General features: G+C 71.4%; 14 protein-coding genes, 3 tRNA genes and 1 pseudogene. 10 read left to right on the top strand and 8 right to left on the bottom strand.

Annotation, left to right across the window (positions count from 1 at the left end):
- Nucleotide 1 precedes the first annotated feature (1 nt).
- From PV682_RS44550 to PV682_RS21770, 4 genes are all read left to right on the top strand, one after another.
- Nucleotides 2–142 carry a hypothetical protein gene (locus PV682_RS44550; RefSeq protein ID WP_456154970.1) on the top strand — a complete coding sequence of 47 codons (141 nt, stop codon included), beginning with the start codon at nucleotides 2–4 and terminating at the stop codon, nucleotides 140–142.
- Nucleotides 142–789 (top strand): putative T7SS-secreted protein, encoded by a 648-nt coding sequence (locus PV682_RS44555; RefSeq protein WP_456154972.1) that lies wholly within the window; start codon nucleotides 142–144, stop codon nucleotides 787–789. Before PV682_RS44550 ends, PV682_RS44555 begins: the two co-directional genes overlap by 1 nt.
- Complete coding sequence (locus tag PV682_RS21765; protein WP_456154971.1) at nucleotides 786–4,259, top strand: RHS repeat-associated core domain-containing protein; 3,474 nt, start codon at nucleotides 786–788, stop codon at nucleotides 4,257–4,259. Before PV682_RS44555 ends, PV682_RS21765 begins: the two co-directional genes overlap by 4 nt.
- 90 nt (nucleotides 4,260–4,349) lie before the next feature.
- Complete coding sequence (locus tag PV682_RS21770) at nucleotides 4,350–4,679, top strand: hypothetical protein (protein ID WP_319732312.1); 330 nt, start codon at nucleotides 4,350–4,352, stop codon at nucleotides 4,677–4,679.
- 15 nt (nucleotides 4,680–4,694) lie between these two features.
- Here the strand turns inward: PV682_RS21770 and PV682_RS21775 are convergent.
- From PV682_RS21775 to PV682_RS21785, 3 genes are all read right to left on the bottom strand, one after another.
- A tRNA-Ile gene (locus tag PV682_RS21775) sits at nucleotides 4,695–4,771 on the bottom strand.
- A 190-nt stretch (nucleotides 4,772–4,961) separates the two neighbouring features.
- Nucleotides 4,962–5,034: transfer RNA gene (locus PV682_RS21780), tRNA-Asn, on the bottom strand.
- 5 nt (nucleotides 5,035–5,039) lie between these two features.
- Nucleotides 5,040–5,112: transfer RNA gene (locus PV682_RS21785), tRNA-Asn, on the bottom strand.
- A gap of 136 nt (nucleotides 5,113–5,248) precedes the next feature.
- On the opposite strand from PV682_RS21785, the gene PV682_RS21790 reads away from it, so the two are divergent.
- The 4 genes from PV682_RS21790 to PV682_RS21805 all read left to right on the top strand — a co-directional run bounded on the left by PV682_RS21790 (nucleotide 5,249) and on the right by PV682_RS21805 (nucleotide 10,992).
- Nucleotides 5,249–5,539, top strand: coding sequence for a YtxH domain-containing protein (locus PV682_RS21790; RefSeq protein WP_319732313.1), 291 nt, complete (start codon nucleotides 5,249–5,251; stop codon nucleotides 5,537–5,539).
- A gap of 117 nt (nucleotides 5,540–5,656) precedes the next feature.
- Entirely contained in the window at nucleotides 5,657–7,108 is a 1,452-nt protein-coding gene (locus tag PV682_RS21795) for an FGGY family carbohydrate kinase (RefSeq protein WP_319732315.1), read from the top strand.
- Between the two features lie 222 nt (nucleotides 7,109–7,330).
- Entirely contained in the window at nucleotides 7,331–9,064 is a 1,734-nt protein-coding gene (locus tag PV682_RS21800; RefSeq protein ID WP_319732317.1) for an ABC transporter ATP-binding protein, read from the top strand.
- Nucleotides 9,064–10,992 (top strand): ABC transporter ATP-binding protein, encoded by a 1,929-nt coding sequence (locus PV682_RS21805; protein ID WP_319732319.1) that lies wholly within the window; start codon nucleotides 9,064–9,066, stop codon nucleotides 10,990–10,992. Before PV682_RS21800 ends, PV682_RS21805 begins: the two co-directional genes overlap by 1 nt.
- 36 nt (nucleotides 10,993–11,028) lie before the next feature.
- Here the strand turns inward: PV682_RS21805 and PV682_RS21810 are convergent.
- Nucleotides 11,029–12,276 (bottom strand): annotated as a pseudogene (locus PV682_RS21810) (RNA polymerase sigma factor).
- A 115-nt stretch (nucleotides 12,277–12,391) separates the two neighbouring features.
- Here PV682_RS21810 and PV682_RS21815 point away from each other — a divergent pair.
- Both PV682_RS21815 and PV682_RS21820 read left to right on the top strand, forming a co-directional pair.
- Complete coding sequence (locus PV682_RS21815) at nucleotides 12,392–12,964, top strand: hypothetical protein (protein ID WP_319732321.1); 573 nt, start codon at nucleotides 12,392–12,394, stop codon at nucleotides 12,962–12,964.
- Entirely contained in the window at nucleotides 12,961–13,899 is a 939-nt protein-coding gene (locus PV682_RS21820; protein WP_319732323.1) for a nucleotidyl transferase AbiEii/AbiGii toxin family protein, read from the top strand. The genes PV682_RS21815 and PV682_RS21820 overlap by 4 nt, the downstream gene beginning before the upstream one ends.
- On the opposite strand, the gene dnaG is transcribed toward PV682_RS21820, so the two are convergent.
- The 4 genes from dnaG to PV682_RS21840 all read right to left on the bottom strand — a co-directional run bounded on the left by dnaG (nucleotide 13,870) and on the right by PV682_RS21840 (nucleotide 19,355).
- A complete protein-coding gene (dnaG, locus tag PV682_RS21825; RefSeq protein WP_319732325.1) occupies nucleotides 13,870–15,765 on the bottom strand; it encodes a DNA primase in 1,896 nt (631 codons plus the stop codon). The two genes, PV682_RS21820 and dnaG, sit on opposite strands and share 30 nt — an antisense overlap.
- A gap of 58 nt (nucleotides 15,766–15,823) precedes the next feature.
- Complete coding sequence (locus PV682_RS21830; protein ID WP_319732327.1) at nucleotides 15,824–17,080, bottom strand: NAD(P)/FAD-dependent oxidoreductase; 1,257 nt, start codon at nucleotides 17,078–17,080, stop codon at nucleotides 15,824–15,826.
- Nucleotides 17,081–17,168: 88 nt separating this feature from the next.
- Entirely contained in the window at nucleotides 17,169–18,512 is a 1,344-nt protein-coding gene (locus tag PV682_RS21835; protein WP_319732329.1) for a deoxyguanosinetriphosphate triphosphohydrolase, read from the bottom strand.
- Nucleotides 18,513–18,593: 81 nt separating this feature from the next.
- Nucleotides 18,594–19,355, bottom strand: a complete 762-nt coding sequence (locus PV682_RS21840) for a sirohydrochlorin chelatase (protein ID WP_319732330.1) — start codon at nucleotides 19,353–19,355, stop codon at nucleotides 18,594–18,596.
- Nucleotides 19,356–19,467: the final 112 nt, after the last annotated feature.

The following is a 19,467-nucleotide window of genomic DNA, read 5'->3' on the forward strand; positions in this document are numbered from 1 at the left end:
CATGGGGATCGGCGACTTCATCAGCGACCTCACGCCCGACTCGGTCAAGGACGCGATCGAGGACGGTGCCGAGTGGGTCGGCAACCGGGTCGAGGACGTCGGCAACTGGACCTCGGCCAGACCGACGACAAGACGAAGCTGATCTACGGCAGCCCCGGCAAGCTCGACTCGACCGCCGCGAAACTCCGCTCCTTCCAGACCGCCTTCGACACCACCGGCGACGGCCTGAAGGGCCTCGACTCCTCCCGCCTCAAGGGCGAGGCGGCCGACGCGCTGCGCACCGCGGTGAACACCCAGCCGCCCAAGTGGTACACCGCCGCCGACGCCTGCGCGAAGGCCCTCGCCGCGCTCGACGCGTTCGCCGCCACCGTCACCTGGGCGCAGGGCCAGGCGCAGACCGCGATCGACAAGTGGAAGGAAGGCACCAAAGCCTCCGCCGACGCGGCCGACGCCCACCGCAAGAAGGTCGACGACTACAACAGCGCCGTCGACCGCTACAACGCCCAACCCGCCGACAAACGCGACCCGTCCTCGCTCCCCGCCAAGCCCACGGCGACGTTCGACGACCCCGGCAAGAAGCTGATGCAGGACGCCCAGGACATCCTCGCCGAGGCCCGCAGACAGCGGAACTCGGCGGCGGAGACCGCGCGCACGGCGATCCGCGCCGCCCGCGACATGGCCCCCCGGAAACCGTCGTACGCCGAACAGGTGAACGACGGGCTCGACGAGTGGCAGATCATGGGCGACCACGTGGCCGGCGGCCTGATCAGGGCACGGCGGGCATCGTGAACTTCGTCCGCTCGGTCAACCCGATGGACCCGTACGACCTGACCCACCCGGCCGAGTACGCCACGTCCCTCAACAGCCTGGCCGCCGGGCTGCTGGTCGCCGCCAACGACCCCGTGGGCACGGGCAAGCAGATGGTCGACGGCTTCATGAAGGACCCCACGGAGGGGTTCGGCCGCCTGCTGCCCGACGTCGCGCTGACGCTGGCCACCGGCGGAGGCGGCGCCGCGGTGAAGGGCGTACGCGTCGCCGAGGAGGCGTCCGACCTCGCGAAGGCCCGCCGGCTCCTCGACGAGACCCCGGAAGGCACCCACACCCGCCCCGACGTCGAGCGCCACACCGATGGCACCGACCCGGTGGACCTGGCCACGGGCCGGATGTACCTGCCCCAGACCGACGTCGAGATCCCCGGCATCCTGCCGCTGCTCTTCACCCGCCGCACCGAGTCCGGCTGCACGGCCGGCCGCTTCCTCGGCCCCTCCTGGACCTCCACCGTCGACGAGCGCCTGACGATCGACGCCATCGGGGTCGTCCACATCACCGCCGACGGCCTCCTGATCCCCTACCCGCACCCGGCCCCCGGCGCCCCCACCACCCCGGAGACCGGCAGGACCCGCACCCTGCTGTCCCGTGGCCCCGACGGCGACTACACGCTCACCGACCCCGACACCGGCCTGACCTTCCACTTCACCGCCCCGCCCGGCAGCGAACCGGGAGGCGACGGCACCGCCTTCGCCTACGACGACCGCCGCCGCGTCACCGCCTGGACCGACTCCAACGCGAGCCGCTACGACTACGTCTACGACGACCGCGTCGTCGCGGAGGGCGGCCAGGCCGGCCACGTCCAGATCACCCTGGCCACCACCGACCCCCTCGGCCACACCACCCGCTTCACCCACGACCCGCGCGGCAACCTCCTCACCCGAACCGACCCCCTGGGCCGCACCACCTCCTTCTCCTACGACGAAGACGGCCGCCTCACCACGGTCACCCGCCCCGACAGCACCGAACTCCGCGTCGTGCGCGGCCCGTTCGGCCTGCCGGTGGAGCGTCATGACCCGGACGGCGCCCGCTGGCTCCAGGAGTTCGACGCACACGGCAACCGCACCGCGGTCACCGATCCGGCGGGCCGCACCACCCACTACGCCTACGACGAGTCCGGTCTCCTCACCTCCGTCACCGACGCCCTGGGTGCCACCACCCTCGTACGCTGCGACGGCTCCGGCCGCCCGGTGGACGTGACCGACCCGGCAGGCGGCACTACCCGCCTGACACGCGACGCCCTCGGCAGACCGGTCCGTGTCAGCGATCCGACAGGCGGCGTCACCCACCTGGAGTGGCACGCGGACGGGCAACTCGCCCGGCGCACCGGGCCCGACGGCGCCACCGAGTCATGGACCTACGACGGCGAGGGCAACTGCCTCACCCACACCGACGCGGCGGGCGGGGTCTCCCGCTTCGAGTACCCCCACTTCGACCTGCTCGCCGCCCGCATCCGGCCCGACGGCGCCCGCTACGAATTCGAGCACGACGCCGGCCCGCGCCTCACCCGCGTCACTGACCCACAAGGCCTGACCTGGACCTACGAGTACGACGCGGCAGGCAACACCGTCTCCGAGACCGACTTCGACGGCCGCCTCGTCACCTACGGACTCGACGCCGCGGGACAACTCGCCACCCGGACCGATCACCTCGGCGCCGTGACCGCGTACGCCTACGACGAACTCGGCCGGTTGATCCGCAAGGAGGTCGCGGACCGGGTCACCGTCCACGCCTACGACCGCGCCGGACGCCTGATCCAGGCGTCGAGTCCCGACAGCGAACTGGTGCGCGGCTACGACCGGTGCGGTCGGCTCAAGACCGAACTCGTCGACGGCCGCGCCCTCGACCACGCGTACGACGCCGTCGGCCGCCGGATTCGTCGCACCACCCCCACCGGACTGGTCACGAGCTACGCCTACGATGCCGCGGGCCGCCCCACCCGAGTGAGCACCGGGGGCCACGACATCACCTTCACGCACGACCCTGCCGGACGCGAAGCGGAACGCGTCTTCGGTGACATCGTCACCCAGACCTCCGCCTGGGACGAGGCAGGCCGGCTGTCGGCCCAGCACCTCACCGCCGGTTCCCGCACCCTCAACGAGCGCACTTACGCCTATCGCGCCGGCGGCCGTCTCACCGCGACGTCCGACCGGTTGTCGGGGAAGCGCACCTTCGAGCTCGACCCGGTCGGCAGGGTCACCGCCGTCCACGCACACGGCTGGAGCGAACGGTACGCCTACGACGCGAGCGGCAACCAGACCACGGCCGCATGGCCCGCCGCACACCCCGGCCACGAAGCCACCGGCCCTCGCACCTACACAGGCACCGCCGTCACGCGCGCGGGTGACATCCGCTTCGAGCACGACGCCCTCGGCCGCGTCACTCTGCGCCAGAAGATCCGGCTCTCCCGCAAACCGGACACCTGGCGGTACACAGGGGACGCCGAGGACCGGCTCACCTCCGTGGTCACCCCTGACGGCACCCGCTGGCGCTACCGCTACGACCCTCTGGGCCGACGTACCGCCAAGCAACGCCTGACGCAGGACGGCGACACCGTGGCGGAGGAGATCCGGTTCACCTGGGACGGTCCGACTCTCTGCGAACAGACCAGCGTTTCCGGCGACTTGCCCCGTCCGGTGGCGATCACCTGGGAGCATCGGGGCCTCGTGCCTCTCGCGCAGACCGAACGCATCCTCACCCCGGACGCCCGTCAGGAGGAGATCGACCGGCGCTTCTTCGCCGTGGCCACCGACCTGATCGGCACCCCCACGGAACTGATCGACGAGTCCGGGCAGATCGCCTGGCGCACCCGCACCACCCTCTGGGGAACCACCGCCTGGTCCCGCTCCAGCACGGCCTACACCCCGCTGCGCTTCCCCGGTCAGTACTACGACCCGGAAACCGGTCTCCACCACAACCTCTTCCGTCACTACGACCCGGAGACCGGCCGGTACACGTCCCCGGACCCGCTGGGACTTTCTCCGGCGCCGAACCCGGTCGCCTACGTGACCAACCCGCACACCGTCTGCGACCCCTTCGGCCTGTCGCCGTACCCGAACGGCGAAGGCCCCACCATCGGCGAATACACCACCAAGGGCGAGGGCCAGGACCTCAAACACTCCGCCACCGTGGGCGACGACCAGTGGCACTTCAACACCGGCCACGGCTACGACCGGGCCCACACCGGCCCGGACGGAACCACGGACGACCTCCGCACCACCAACCTCAAACCCGACCAGATCGAACAGGCGATCGTCTCCGACGTGTACGCGTACATGAGGGACGGCGGGGTCGTCCCCCGCGCCAGAACCCCCGAATTCACCGGCCCACTCGACAGGTCGATACAGATCGACGGCCACGACATCGGCTACCGGGTCATCCAGCGGCCCGACGGCGCCTACCAACTGTCCACGTACTGGCTCAACCCGTAACGTCCGGTAGGCGTCGACTAGGGTCTGAACACCCGTATCGTCCCCAGGCACCTCGGGGCGCCGTCCGAGATCCGTCAGGAGCAGCGAGAGATGCCCGACCCGACCCCTGCGGCCAGGAGTCTCAGCCAGGCGATCGACGGCGTGGACCATCAGCAGGTCAACGACGCCGCCCGTGAGTTCGTCGAGAAGCTCACCTTCGCGACGGCCGACGAGATCCTCGCCATGCTCAGCGAGATCCTCGACGAGGACTGGACGGCCCTGCCGCCCTGGGCCCGCAATCTCGCCTACCGCCTGGCCTGCCTGCAACGCCCCGACGACCCGCACCTGCTCCGCGAAGCGGCTGCGGACCTCCTGTCCTTCGGACCCGACTGGGACACGTACGCCGAAGACCTCAAGAGACACGCGGCAGAACTGGAGTAGCCCCGCGGGACGAAATGGTGGGGCGGGTGGGACTCGAACCCACGGCCGACGGATTATGAGTCCGCTGCTCTAACCGGCTGAGCTACCGCCCCATAGCGGCGTGTCGCGTACAAGTGTGCGCGCCGTCTGCCGCAGCATAGCCGGTCATACGATCTCCCGCTCCGGATGGTCGGCTTCCGCATGCCTGCTGACCTCGCCTTCATATCCGGGAGGACCGCACCAGCGCCCGTACGGTTCCACCGGACATGAAAAAGGACCCCAACGGGGTCCTCGTTCAGCATGCTCCCCCGACTGGACTCGAACCAGTAACCTGCCGGTTAACAGCCGGCTGCTCTGCCAATTGAGCTACGGAGGACCGAGCTCCCCCGACTGGACTCGAACCAGTAACCTGCCGGTTAACAGCCGGCTGCTCTGCCAATTGAGCTACAGGGGAATGCCTCGTCGCATCGATCGTCGTCACCTGGGTACTTGCCAGGGGGCGCCCGCTCGCTGCGACACATACATTAGCGCAAGCAGGGGGGTGCTTCGCCAATCGGTATCCCCGCCGACACCAGGGAAGGGTCGCCGTCATGCGCTACCGGCTGACGTTCGCCGCCGGACTCGCCGTGGGTTACGTCCTCGGCACCCGTGCCGGACGTGAACGCTACGAGCAGCTGAAGAAATCCGCCCGCGCCGTCGCGCAGAACCCGGCGGTCCGCAACACCGCCGAATCGGCCGCCCAGCAGGGCCGCCAGTTCGCGGGCCGCACCTTCGAGAAGGTCAGTACCCGCTTCCCCGACTCGGTCGCCACCCGCGTCCGTACGCTCCGTGAGCGCAACGCGACGGCAGCGGACGACGACTGGGGAACGAGCAACACATAAACGAGCCGCACAGAGGGGTCGCGACCAGCCACGACGTGCCCGCGCCCGGAAGACCCCGCGAGCCGTCCAGCACCTCACCGGCCCGAGCCAGCGCAGCGCTACGGCAGAATTTGACCCATGGGGATAGTCGCCGGGCTGGACAGTGCGCCCGATTTCACTCGCATCGTCGTCTGTGACACGGACACGGGCGCCGTGCTCAGGCAGGGCTACGCCCCGCACCCGCTCGACAGCGCGGAGGGCGGCGCCCGCCCGAGCGACGTCGACCCGCAGTCCTGGCTGCTGTCGCTCGGCGAGGCGGCGGGCGGCGGTCTGCTGGAGGGCGTGCAGGCGATCGGCGTGAGCGCGCAGCAGAACGCGGTGATCCCCCTGGACGCGCAGGGCAACACGGTCCGCCCGGCGATGACGGGCAGCGACAAGCGCGCCCAGGTCGCGGCGGCGGACCTGGTGGACGCGCTGGGCGGGCGCGGCGCGTGGGCGCAGGCCGTCGGCGCGGTCCCCCAGTCCGCGCACCCGGTGACGAAGCTGCGCTGGCTCGCGAAGAGCGACCCGGAGGCGGCGGCGCGCACGGCCGTCCTGCTCCAGGCGCACGACTGGCTGGTCTGGCAGCTCCTGGGCCGCCCGGCGCGCCGTACGACGGACCGGGGCGGGGCGTCGGGTACGGGCTACTGGTCGGCCGCGTCCGGTGGTTACCGCCCCGATCTGGTGGAGCTGGCGCTCGGTCACCAGGTGATGCTCCCGGACGTCATCGGGCCCTCCGAGGCGGCGGGTACGACGCCGGAGGGGCTGCTGATCTCGGCGGGGACCGGCGAGACGATGGCGGCGGCCTTCGGTCTGGGCCTGGGGCTCGGGGACGCGGTCGTGTCGCTGGGTGCCTCGGGTTCGGTGATGGCCGTGCACCCGGAGGCGCTGGTGGACAGCTCCGGGATGATCACGTCGCTGGCGGACGCGACCGGCATGCACCTGCCCGTCGTCACCACCCTCAACGCCGTACGCACCCTGCGCGGGACCGCCGAACTGCTCGGTGTGAAGGACCTGGAGGCGCTCTCGGAGCTGGCGACGCAGTCGACGCCGGGGTCGCACGGGCTGGTGATGCTGCCGTACCTGGAGGGTGAGCGGACGCCGAACCTGCCGCACACGGCGGGGACGATCACCGGGCTGCGCCGGGAGTCGATGAAGCCGGAGCATCTGGCGCGGGCGGCGTTCGAGGGGATGCTGTGCGGGCTGGCGGACGCGTTGGACGTGCTGCGCGGGCGCGGGGTCGACGTACGGCGGATCTTCCTGCTCGGCGCGGCGGCCGGGCTTCCGGCGGTGCAAGCGGCGGCTCCTTCGCTGTTCGGGGCCCAGGTGGTCGTACCGCAGCCGGCGGACTACGCGGCGATCGGGGCGGCGCGGCAGGCGGCGTGGGCGCTCGGGGTGTCGCAGGGGACGCTGGACCCGCGGACGCCTCCGGCCTGGCAGGGAGCGGCGGCGCAGGTGCTCGACCCGGGCGAGGATCTCGCGGTGGGCCAGGCCGTGCGCCAGCAGTTCGTGTCGGTGCGGGAGCAGATCCATCCCGGGGCCCTGCACTGACGCTCCACTGAGGCGGGGCGCGCCTTCGAAAAGCGCGTTCCCATAAGTTCCAACGCACCAAAGAACGGCCGAGTTCCCGGTTGCGCTGTCAGCTCAAGAAGGCCACCTGATGGGTTAATCGGTTGAGGTAACGCGGGTGGAGTGTCCGACGATAGGGGCCAGGGGCAACCAGAAGGCCCCGTCGTCGGACCACTCCATCCACCCTCTGCCGAGAGACGTAGCGTGCTCATACGACTTCTGCGGACCTATCTCAGGCCCTACCGAAAACCGATCGGTCTGCTGGTGCTGCTGCAACTGCTCCAGACCAGCGCGACCCTGTACCTGCCCACGCTGAACGCCGACATCATCGACCAGGGCGTCATCAACGGCGACACCGGCTACATCCTGACCTACGGCGCTCTGATGATCGGCATCTCGCTGGCGCAGGTCGTGACGAACATCGGTGCCGTGTACTACGGCGCGCGGACGGCGTCCGCGCTGGGCCGGGACCTGCGCGGGGCGGTGTTCGACCGGGTGCAGTCGTTCTCCGCGCGCGAGGTGGGCCAGTTCGGTGCCCCGTCGCTGATCACGCGCACGACGAACGACGTGCAGCAGGTCCAGATGCTGGTGCTGATGACGTTCACCCTGATGGTGTCCGCGCCGATCATGTGCGTGGGCGGCATCGTGCTGGCGCTCGGTCTGGACGTGCCGCTGTCGGCGGTGCTGGTGGCCGTCGTCCCGCTGCTGGGCGTCTGCGTGACGCTGATCGTGGTGAAGCTGCGGCCGTTGTTCCGGTCGATGCAGGAGCGGCTGGACACCGTCAACCGGGTGCTGCGCGAGCAGATCTCCGGCAACCGGGTGATCCGCGCGTTCGTGCGGGACGCGTACGAGGAGGAGCGGTTCCGGAAGGCCAACACGGACCTGACGGACGTATCGCTCAAGGCGGGGAATCTGCTGGCGCTGATGTTCCCGATCGTCATGACGGTGGTGAACCTGTCGTCGATCGCGGTGGTCTGGTTCGGGGCCCATCGCATCGACGGCGGCGAGATGCAGATCGGTGATCTGACGGCGTTCCTCGCGTATCTGATGCAGATCGTGATGGCCGTGATGATGGCCACGTTCATGTTCATGATGATCCCGCGCGCGGAGGTGTGCGCCGAGCGGATCCAGGAGGTGCTGGAGACGTCGTCGAGCGTGGTTCCGCCGTCGGCGCCCGTGCGGGAGCTGCGGCGGCACGGGCATCTGGAGCTGCGGGGCGCGGGGTTCCGCTACCCGGGCGCCGAGGAGCCGGTGCTGAAGGCGGTGGACCTGGTGGCGCTGCCCGGTGAGACGACGGCCGTGATCGGCTCGACGGGCAGCGGCAAGTCCACGCTCCTGGGGCTCGTGCCCCGGTTGTTCGACGCGACGGACGGCGAGGTCCTGGTGGACGGCGTGCCGGTCGCCGACATCGAGCCGGAGCTGCTGGCGAAGGCGGTGAGCCTGGTGCCGCAGAAGCCGTACCTGTTCGCGGGGACGGTCGCGACGAACCTGCGCTACGGCAACCCGGACGCGACGGACGAGGAGCTGTGGCACGCGCTGGAGGTGGCGCAGGCCAGGGAGTTCGTGGAGCGGCTCGAAGGCGGGCTGAACGCGCCGATCGCTCAGGGCGGGACGAACGTGTCGGGCGGCCAGCGGCAGCGGCTGTCCATCGCGCGCACGCTGGTGCAGCGGCCGGAGATCTACCTGTTCGACGACTCGTTCTCCGCGCTCGACTACGCGACGGACGCGGCGCTGAGAGCTGCGCTCGCGCGCGAGACGGCGGCGGCGACCGTGGTGATCGTCGCGCAGCGCGTGGCGACCATCCGCGACGCGGACCGGATCGTCGTCCTGGACGAGGGCCGGGTCGTCGGGACGGGCAGCCATCACGAGCTGATGGCGGAGAACGAGACCTACCGGGAGATCGTGCTCTCCCAGCTCACGGAAGCGGAGGCTGCCTGATGGCCGGGCCTGCGGGACGCATGTTGGCCGGTGCGGGACCCGACAGCCGGTCGCTGGACTTCAAGGTGTCCGGGAAGCGGCTGGTCGGGTACTTCAAGCCGGAACGCCTCACGGTGTACGCGCTGCTGGTGTGCGTCGTGATCAGCGTGGGGCTGAACGTCGTCGGTCCGAAGATCCTCGGGAAGGCGACCGACCTGGTGTTCGCGGGGATCATCGGGCGGCAGCTGCCGGCCGGTGAGTCGAAGGAACAGGTCCTCCAGGGGATGCGGGACGACGGGCAGTCGTCCGTCGCGGACATGCTCAGGTCGACGGACTTCACGCCCGGCAAGGGCATCGACTTCGGGGCCGTGGGGGAGGTCCTCGGGATCGCCGTCGGCGTGTTCGTGATCGCCGGTCTGCTGATGGCCGTCGCGACGCGGCTCGTCAACCGGGCCGTCAACCGGACGGTGTTCCGGATGCGGGAGGACGTGCAGACGAAACTGTCGCGCCTTCCCCTGTCGTACTTCGACAAACGGCAGCGCGGGGAGGTGCTGTCGCGGGCGACGAACGACATCGACAACATCGGGCAGACGCTCCAGCAGTCCATGGGGCAGCTGATCAACTCCGTGCTGACGATCATCGGCGTGCTCGCGATGATGTTCTGGGTGTCGTGGCTGCTCGCGCTGGTCGCGCTGGTGACGGTGCCGCTGTCGGCGCTCGTCGCGACGCGCGTCGGCAAGCGCTCGCAGCCGCACTTCGTGCAGCAGTGGCGGACCACCGGGCAGCTCAACGCGCACATCGAGGAGATGTACACCGGGCACACGCTGGTCAAGGTCTTCGGGCGGCAGCGGGAGTCCGCGCAGCAGTTCGCCGAGCAGAACGACGCGCTGTACGAGGCGGGGTTCAAGGCGCAGTTCAACAGCGGGATCATGCAGCCGCTGATGATGTTCGTGTCCAACCTCAACTACGTGCTGGTGGCGGTCGTCGGCGGGCTGCGGGTGGCGTCCGGGTCGCTGTCCATCGGGGACGTGCAGGCGTTCATCCAGTACTCGCGCCAGTTCTCGATGCCGCTCACGCAGGTCGCGTCGATGGCCAACCTGGTGCAGTCCGGGGTCGCGTCGGCCGAGCGGATCTTCGAGCTCCTCGACGCGGACGAGCAGGAGGCGGACGCGAAGGACTCCGAGCGCCCGGCCGAGTCGCTCGGGCGGGTCGCGCTGGAGGGCGTGTCCTTCCGGTACGACCCCGACAAGCCGCTCATCGAGGACCTGTCGCTGACCGTCGAACCCGGCCACACGGTCGCCATCGTCGGCCCCACGGGCGCGGGCAAGACGACCCTCGTCAACCTCCTGATGCGGTTCTACGACGTCTCCGGCGGGCGCATCACCCTCGACGGCGTCGACATCGCCCGCATGTCCCGCGACGACCTGCGCGCGGGCATCGGCATGGTCCTCCAGGACACGTGGCTGTTCGGCGGGACGATCGCCGAGAACATCGCGTACGGCGCCGCGCGCGACGTCACACGCGGGGAGATCGAGGAGGCGGCGCGCGCGGCGCACGCGGACCGGTTCGTCCGTACGCTGCCGGACGGGTACGACACCGTCATCGACGACGAGGGCAGCGGGGTCAGCGCGGGTGAGAAGCAGCTCATCACCATCGCGCGCGCGTTCCTGTCCGACCCGGTGATCCTCGTCCTCGACGAGGCGACGTCCTCCGTCGACACCCGTACGGAGGTGCTGATCCAGAAGGCGATGGCCAAACTGGCGCACGGGCGCACGTCGTTCGTCATCGCGCACCGGCTGTCGACGATCCGGGACGCGGACACGATCCTCGTCATGGAGAACGGCTCGATCGTCGAACAGGGCTCGCACAGCGAGCTGCTGGAGTCGGGCGGCGCCTACGCGCGGCTGTACAAGGCGCAGTTCGCGGAGGCGGTGGCCGAGGTCGACTGAGGGTCCGGGGGCCGCTCGTCACCCGCGGCCCCCGCTTCAGTCCAGGTATCCCCTCAGCTGGTCCGCGAACGCGTGGTCCCGGAGCTTGTTGAGGGTCTTGGACTCGATCTGCCGGATCCGCTCGCGCGTGACGCCGAAGATCCGGCCGATCTCCTCCAGGGTGCGCGGCCGGCCGTCGGCGAGCCCGTACCGCAGCTGGACGACCTTGCGCTCGCGCTCCCCCAGCGTCGACAGCACGGCCTCCAGGTGCTCCCTGAGCAGCAGGAACGCGGCGGACTCGACGGGGCTCGCGGCGTCGCCGTCCTCGATGAGGTCGCCCAGGGCCACGTCGTCCTCCTCGCCCACGGGTGCGTGGAGGGAGACGGGCTCCTGGGCGAGTCGCAGGACCTCGCCGACGCGCTCGGGCGCGAGGTCGAGCTGGGCGGCCACCTCTTCCGGCGTCGGCTCGTAGCCGCGCTCCTGGAGCATGCGGCGCTGGACGCGCACGACACGGTTGATGAGTTCGACGACGTGGACGGGGACGCGGATGGTCCGGGCCTGGTCGGCGAGGGCCCGGGACATGGCCTGGCGGATCCACCAGGTGGCGTACGTCGAGAACTTGTACCCGCGCGCGTAGTCGAACTTCTCGACGGCGCGGATGAGGCCGAGGTTGCCCTCCTGGACGAGGTCGAGCATGGTCAGGCCGCGGCCGACGTACCGCTTGGCGACGGAGACGACGAGCCGCAGGTTCGCCTCGATGAGGCGGCGCTTGGCCATCCGGCCCATGACGACGAGCCGGTCCAGGTCCAGCGCCAACTGGCTGTCCAGGTCAGGGGTGTTGAGGAGTTTCTCCTCGGCGAACAGGCCCGCCTCGACGCGCCGCGCCAGCTCGACCTCCTCGGCCGCGGTCAGCAGCGGGATGCGGCCGATCTCGCGGAGGTACTGGCGGAACAGGTCGGAGGAGGGTCCGCCGGTGTCGGACGGGCGGATCCGCTCGGGCGGTTCGTCGATCCCCTCCGGCGGGGGCCCCGTCTCGGGGTGGTGCGCGGCGGTGCCCTGCGCGGGCACCGCGGCCAGCACGTCGGCCTCGGCGTCGGGCTCCGCTTCGGTACTGACGTCGGTCTGGGTGAGCGTCTGGGTCTGCACGGGGGCGACCTCCAGGATGATCGCTGCCAGGGGGTACGACAGCGGCACTTCGGGGCGGAGTGGACGGCCTCGCCGCAGTCCGTCCCGTACGCGGTGAGCATCGGCCTGGGTGGGGGTTTCGTGGGGGACGGATCGGCCGCGCTCCGAGTACTCAGGCACCGCCACCCAGTGTGGGGTACGACACATCACCGCCACGAGGGGCGTGCGGTGACTTTTTGAGTCCGGGACGTGACCGGCCGCTGACCCGCACGCCCCCACCTGCGAGAATCCCCCGGTGTCCGAATCCTTGTACGAAACACACCTCACCGTCGACTGTTCCGACCTGGACCAACTGCGCGCGTGGGCGTCCGCGGCGGACCTGAAACTCACGGTGATCGAACTCGCGCGGGGGCGAACGCCGTTGCAGCCGATGCTGACGCTGCGGGGCGACGCGTACGCCGCGCAGCGCGCCCGCGCGCGGGAGGTCGCCGGGGCGCTGCGGGCGGCGGGGTTCGTGCCGGTCCGCGTGAAGATCGAGTCGGCGCCGTGGGCCCCCGAGGTACCGGACGGGCCCTGCGGGGACGGGCGTTACTTCGAGCACCACGTGAAGCTGCGGCTGGACGAGGGCGCCGACCTCTGTGAACTCGCCGCGCTGGTCGTGCCGTTCGGGGCGCATCTGTCGCGCAACGTGCGGCGGGAGGGCGAGCGGTTCGTGACGCAGCGCTGCCGGGGCACCGACGCGGACGGCGCCCGACTCGCCCTGGGAAAACTGCTGGACGCGCTCTCCGGCTTTGATGTGTTGTCGGTGGAGCGGGAGTTCGTGCTGTACGACAGCGACGAGTCGGTGGACGAGGGGTGGTTGGCATGACGCCGGACGGGGACTCGCGGTACGTCGACCTGCCGCCCACGCTGCGGACCGTCCCCGGTGAGGACGTCACGCAGAAGCTGGTCTTCGACCCGTCGATGAAGCAGCACCGGGACGCCTACCGCGCCACCGACCCCGCCTTCGCGGACCCGGCGCGCACCGAGGCGTGGCGGGCGGCCCGGCGGCGCGCCCTGGAAGCGGTCCTGCGCGTGATCGGCGGCTCGGAGTGGGCGGACGCGCTCGTCCTGCGCGGCAGCATGCTGATGACGGCGTGGTTCGGGGAGGCGGCGCGCGAGCCGGGCGACCTCGATTTCGTCGTCGTACCGCCCGCGTGGGGCCTCGGCGACCCCCGGACGGCCAGGATGCTCGACGGCATCGCGAGAGCCGCCGAGGAGGCCGCACAGGGCTTCGACGCGGCGGGGGCGGTCGCGGAGGACATCTGGACGTACGAGCGGGTGCCGGGGCGGCGGCTGGTCCTGCCGTGGACGGCGCCGGGGCTGCCGGGCGGGCACGTCCAGCTCGACTTCGTGTTCGGGGAGCGGCTGCCGCAGGAGCCCGCGCCGGTCGAACTCCCGGGCGGGGCCGTCCTGTTGGGGGCGACGCCGGAACTGTCGCTGGCGTGGAAGCTGCTGTGGCTGACCCTCGACATGCACTCCCAGGGCAAGGACCTGTACGACGCGGTCCTGCTCGCCGAACGGCACCCGCTGCCCTACGCGTTGCTGCACGCGGTGTTCGAGGCGGGGGGCGAGTGGCCCGAGTACCACCGGCACGAGGTCCGCTTCGAGGACGTGGCGGAGGCGCTGCGGTACGTGGAGTGGCGGCACTTCGTCGCCGAGTTCCCGCGATTCGCCGACGCGGAGGGGGAGTTCGTACGGCGGCTGCTGCGGGCTGTGGCGCCGACGTTCGCCTCAGAGGGCGGCGACCCCCTGCGCCTGTAGCGCCCGGTCGTACTCCTGGAGGATCCACAACTCGTTCTGGACGGCGGCCAGTTGGGCAGGGTCGCCGGCGGTGGCGAGGCGGGTCAGCTGGGACTGGATGTCGTGGATGCGGCGTTCCACGGCCCGGCGGCGGACGGTGACCAGTTGGGCGCCCGCGTACACGTCGTCGACGGTGCGGCGCATGATCGGTTCGACGGCGAGTTCGGTGACCATCGCGCGGACCGTGTCGTCGGGGGCGACCTCGCGCACGCACATCAGGTAGTCCTGCGCGTCCTCGATGCCGTACTCGGCGCCGCCCGCGTCGAGGATGGCCTGGCGGACGGCGGCGTAGGGGGCGCAGGTGAACTCGTCCACGCCGTACGCGTCGAACGCCGGGGAGACCAGCTCGGGGCGCTGGAGGGCGAGTTTGACGAGCTCGCGCTCGGTCGCGTAGACGGGGTTGCGGAGTTGGAGGGCGGGGCCCTTGACGGCGGGGCGGGGGCTCTCCTCGTACGGCTGGCGCCGGCCCGCGGGGGCGGGGGCCTCGCCCTTGCCCTTGGCCCAGCGGGCGAGTTGGGCGACCCGCTTGACGACGAACTGGGTGTCGAGGATGCCGAGCAGGCCCGCGAGCTGGACGGCGACCTCGTGCTGGGCGCCGCTGTTCTTGATGCGGGCGACGACGGGGGCGGCCTCGTCGAGCGCGGCGGCTCGGCCCCCCGGCGTGTCGAGGTCGTAGCGGGCGACGATCTGGCGCAGCGCGAACTCGAAGAGCGGCGTGCGGGGTTCGGCGAGGTCGGCGACCGCCTCGTCGCCCTTGGCGAGGCGCAGCTCGCAGGGGTCCATGCCGTCGGGGGCGATCGCGATGTACGTCTCGGCGGCGAACTTCTGGTCGTCCTCGAAGGCGCGCAGGGCGGCCTTCTGGCCCGCCGCGTCGCCGTCGAAGGTGAAGATGACGCGCGCGCTGCCGTTGTCCATCAGGAGGCGGCGCAGGATCTTGATGTGCTCGCCGCCGAAGGCCGTACCGCAGGTCGCGATGGCGGTCGTGACGCCCGCGAGGTGGCAGGCCATGACGTCGGTGTAGCCCTCGACGACGACCGCGCGGCTGGACTTCGCGATCGACTGCTTGGCGAGGTCGATGCCGTACAGGACCTGGGACTTCTTGTAGATCGGGGTGTCCGGCGTGTTCAGGTACTTGGGGCCGGTGTCGGCCTCGTACAGCTTGCGGGCGCCGAAGCCGACGACGTCGCCGCCGATGTCGCGGATGGGCCACATCAGGCGCCCGCGGAAGCGGTCGATGGGGCCGCGGCGGCCCTCCTGGGAGAGGCCGGAGAGGGTGAGTTCGCGGTCGCTGAAGCCCTTGCCGCGCAGGAAGCGGGTGAGGTGGTCCCAGCCCTGCGGGCTGTAGCCGACGCCGAAGTGGACGGCGGCGGCCTGGTCGAAGCCGCGCTCGGCGAGGAACATGCGGCCGGTGTCGGCCTCGGGGCTGGTGGCGAGCTGTTCGGCGTACCACTCGGCGGCGATCTTGTGGGCCTCGACCAGGCGGATGCGTTCGCCGCGCTGGTGGGAGGGGTTGTAGCCGCCCTCCTCGTAGCGCAGCGTGATGCCCGCGCGCGCGGCGAGGCGCTCGACCGACTCGGAGAACGTGAGGTGGTCGACCTTCATCACGAACGTGATGGTGTCGCCGCCCTCCTGGCAGCCGAAGCAGTGGAAGAGGCCCTTGCTGGGGCTGACCTGGAACGACGGGGACTTCTCGTCGTGGAAGGGGCACAGGCCCTTGAGGTTGCCGCCGCCCGCGCTGCGCAGTTGGAGGTACTCGGAGACCACGGCGTCGATCGGGACCGCGTCCCGTACCGCCTTCACGTCCTCGTCGTTGATCCGTCCTGCCACGCTGGAATTCTACGGGGGCCGACCGACACTCCGGTGCCGAGGCGGCCCCCGTCCGGGCTCAGGCGGCCAGGGACTCCAGGGGGGTCGCGGGGTTCGCGAGGGCGTCCGGGTCGACCTCGGCGCCGCTCTGGATCAGCCGCTGGATCTGCTCTGTGACATCCCACACATTCACGTTCATCCCGGCCAGGACCCGGCCCTCGCGCAGCCAGAACGCGATGAACTCCCGCTTCCCGGCGTCCCCGCGGATGACGACCTGGTCGTACGAGCCGGGCGGCGCCCAGCCGCTGTACTCCATCCCCAGGTCGTACTGGTCGGAGAAGAAGTACGGCACCCGGTCGTAGGTGACGTCCTTGCCGAGCATCGCGCGCGCGGCGGCCGGTCCGCCGTTGAGGGCGTTCGCCCAGTGCTCCACGCGCAGGCGCGCGTCGGCGAACGGGAACGCGGCGACGTCTCCGGCGGCGTAGATGTCCGGGTCGGAGGTGCGCAGGCTCGCGTCGACCTCGATGCCGCCGCCGTGCGCGCGGTCGGCGAGCGTGAGCCCGGCCGCCTCGGCGAGGCCGGTGCGCGGGGCCGCGCCGATCGCGGCGAGCACGTCGTGCGCCGGGTGCTCCTCGCCGTCGTCCGTGCGCACCGCGAGGACCATGCCGTCCTGGCCGGTGATCTCGGTGAGGCGGGCGCCGAAGTGGAAGCGGACGCCGTGCTCGGCGTGCAGGTCGGCGAAGAGCTGGCCCAGTTCGGGGCCCAGGACGCCGTGCAGGGGCGTCGGCTCGGGTTCGACGACGGTGACCTCGGCGCCGTACGTGCGCGCCGCCGCCGCGACCTCCAGGCCGATCCAGCCGGCGCCCGCGATCACCAGGTGGCCGTTGTCGCGGCCGAGGGCCTTGAGGACGTGCCGCAGGCGCTCTGCGTGGGCGAGGCGGCGCAGGTGGTGGACGCCCGCGAGGCCGGTGCCGGGGACGTCCAGGCGGCGCGGCTCGGCGCCGGTCGCGAGGAGGAGCTTGTCGTACGCGATCAGGGTGCCGTCGCCGAGGCTGACGGTCTTCCTGGCGCGGTCGATCGCGGTGACCGTCTGGCCGAGGTGCAGTTCGATGTCGTTCTGCGCGTACCAGGCCGGTTCGTGGACGAAGACGCTGTCGCGGTCGTCCTTGCCGAGGAGGTAGCCCTTGGAGAGCGGGGGGCGCTCGTAGGGGTGGTCGCGTTCGTCGCCGATCAGTATCACGCGCCCGGTGAAGCCCTCCGCACGGAGCGTCTCGGCCGCCTTGGCACCGGCCAGGCCACCTCCGACGATGACGAACGTCTGATCCGCGTCGACCACTTGATGCCTCCTCGTAAGGGTGTCGCCACATGCGAGCGTCCCGCACGCAACGTTCGGGGGGAAGGGGTAGTGCCCCGGCGGGGCGATCTCAGGGGCGGCCCGTCAGCCGTGTGTGCAGGGCTCTCGCGGACGCGTCGGTGAGGGACGCGATCTGGTCCACGATCACCCGTTCGCGGGCGTGGTCGTCCGGTGCCTTGACGTACAGCGCGTGGAACTGGGGGTCCAGTCCGTACGGCGCCCGCGCGGTGAGGGCCTCGGCGAGTTCCGTGATGACGATCCGCTGGTCGGCGCGCAGGCGCTCCTGTTCGGCGCGCTGCATGACGTACCGGTCGGCGACCGCCTTGAGGACGGCGCACTCCAGGCGGGTCTCGCGCGGGACGACCAGTTCGGCGGCGTAGCGCGTGAGGCGGCCGGTGCCGTACCTCGCGCGGGTCGCGCCCTCCGCCGCCAGGCAGAAGCGGCCGATCAGCTGGCTCGTCGCGTCCTTCAGGCGGGCCTGGGCGACCGCCGTGCCGTCGTAGCCGTGCGGCCACCAGTCCTGCGCGAGGAGGCGGTCCAGGGCCGCCGCGAGTTCGGCCGGATCCGTGTCCCCGGGGACGTAACGGCCCACCGCCACACGGAAGATCTCCTCGCGTTCCGCCCGCGCGGACAGGGCGGCCGGGTCGATGTGGCCCGCGTGCAGGCCGTCCTCCACGTCGTGCACCGAGTACGCCACGTCGTCCGACCAGTCCATGACCTGGGCCTCGAAGCACGCGCGCGTGCCGGGGGACTCCTTGCGGATCCAGTCGAAGACCGGGCGGTCGTCGTCGTACACGCCGAACTTGGGGGACCTCGGGTCCGTGGGGTGCTCGCCCCGCGGCCAGGGGTACTTCGTCGCCGCGTCCAGCGTCGCGCGCGTGAGGTTGAGGCCCACCGAGCCCTCCGGGGTGAAGCGCTTCGGCTCGATGCGGGTCAGCAGGCGCAGGGACTGGGCGTTGCCCTCGAAGCCGCCGCAGTCCTTCGCGAAGTCGTTCAGCGCCTGTTCGCCGTTGTGGCCGAAGGGCGGGTGGCCCAGGTCGTGCGCGAGGCAGGCCGCCTCGACGAGGTCCGGGTCACAGCCGAGGGCCGCGCCGAGTTCCCGGCCGACCTGGGCGCACTCCAGGGAGTGCGTGAGGCGCGTACGGGGGCTGGCGTCCCACACCGGGCCCTGCGTGCCCGGCGTGACGACCTGGGTCTTCCCCGCGAGCCTGCGCAGGGCGGAGGAGTGCAGGAGGCGGGCCCGGTCGCGCTGGAAGGCGGTGCGGCCGGGGCGTTTGTCCGGTTCGGGGGCCCAGCGGTCGGCGGCGGAGGGGGCGTAGGCGGGGGCGGTGCGGGTGTGGTCGGGGGCGGGCTCGGTGTTCTCGTCGGTGTTCTCGTCGGTGTTCTCGTCGGCGTTCGGATCGGTGCCTTCCATGCTTCGACAGTAAGGGCAGGCACTGACAATTCGGCTCTGCGCCTCGGGTCGGAGCGGGGGGAAGTGCGGGAGTGGGGTGGGTCAGGCCGCGTTGCTGGTGCCCGCCGTCGCCGTCGCGTCGTCGTAGCGGGTCAGGACGAGGCGGGCCATCGACTCGTGCGCGCCCAAGGGGGCCGAGACGATCCAGGGCGCCGCCGCCGCGCACTCCGTCGCGAAGCGGCCCGGGGCCGTGAAGTACGAGGCGATGGCCACGCGCGTGTAGCCGCGCGCGCGGAGGTCGGCCAGGGCCCTCGGGACGGCCGGTTCCGCCGTCGAGGCGTACGCCGGGAGGACCGGGACGCCCAGGCGGGCCGAGAGGAGGTGGGCCGTGCGGTTCGTGTCGGCCGCGTTGTCGGGGTCCCGGGAGCCGGCCGCCGCGAGGACGATCGCCGTATCGCCGTACCCGGCGTCCGGGCGGGTGGGCCAGCCGGCCTCCTCCAGGCGGGACACCAGCGTGTCGACCAGGAGGGCGTGCGGGCCCAGTGCGCCCGCCACGCGCGCGTGCGGGTGCGTCTGCGCCGCCATCTCCGGGATGTCGCGCTTGATGTGGTAGCCCCGGCCCAGCAGGAGGGGGACCAGGACGACGTCCTGCGTGTCCACGCGCGCGAGCGTGTCGGTGAGCAGCGGCTCGTTCAGCTCGATGTGCCCCAGGTGGACGTCCAGACCGGGGCGCTGCGCGCGCACGCGGTCCAGGAGGGCGCCGACCGTACGCAACGCGCGCGGGTCGCGGCTGCCGTGGGCGACGACCACGAGCGCGGGCTGAGCGGTGCGCCGCCGGGCGAGGCGGCTGAGCTGGCTGGACATGGGTCGATCCTCGCGCGGGGGCGTTGCGGGGTGGTTGCGTGACCGTCACGGGTGTTTTCCGGGGGTTCACGGTGGGGGTGGGGGTGGTGTGAGGGTGTTCTCGCAAGGGCTG

This window comes from Streptomyces niveiscabiei (assembly GCF_033794345.1).
In the GTDB taxonomy this organism is placed as follows: Bacteria; Actinomycetota; Actinomycetes; order Streptomycetales; family Streptomycetaceae; genus Streptomyces; species Streptomyces niveiscabiei.

What these genes read in the sequence shown, in the direction of transcription:
- PV682_RS21795 (WP_319732315.1), top strand. Translation starts at nt 5,657, where the DNA reads ATGGGGATAGTCGCCGGGCTGGACAGTGCGCCCGATTTCACTCGCATC.
- PV682_RS21840 (WP_319732330.1), bottom strand. Translation starts at nt 19,355, where the DNA reads ATGTCCAGCCAGCTCAGCCGCCTCGCCCGGCGGCGCACCGCTCAGCCC.
- PV682_RS21805 (WP_319732319.1), top strand. Translation starts at nt 9,064, where the DNA reads ATGGCCGGGCCTGCGGGACGCATGTTGGCCGGTGCGGGACCCGACAGC.
- PV682_RS21770 (WP_319732312.1), top strand. Translation starts at nt 4,350, where the DNA reads ATGCCCGACCCGACCCCTGCGGCCAGGAGTCTCAGCCAGGCGATCGAC.
- PV682_RS44550 (WP_456154970.1), top strand. Translation starts at nt 2, where the DNA reads ATGGGGATCGGCGACTTCATCAGCGACCTCACGCCCGACTCGGTCAAG.
- PV682_RS21835 (WP_319732329.1), bottom strand. Translation starts at nt 18,512, where the DNA reads ATGGAAGGCACCGATCCGAACGCCGACGAGAACACCGACGAGAACACC.
- PV682_RS21790 (WP_319732313.1), top strand. Translation starts at nt 5,249, where the DNA reads ATGCGCTACCGGCTGACGTTCGCCGCCGGACTCGCCGTGGGTTACGTC.
- PV682_RS21820 (WP_319732323.1), top strand. Translation starts at nt 12,961, where the DNA reads ATGACGCCGGACGGGGACTCGCGGTACGTCGACCTGCCGCCCACGCTG.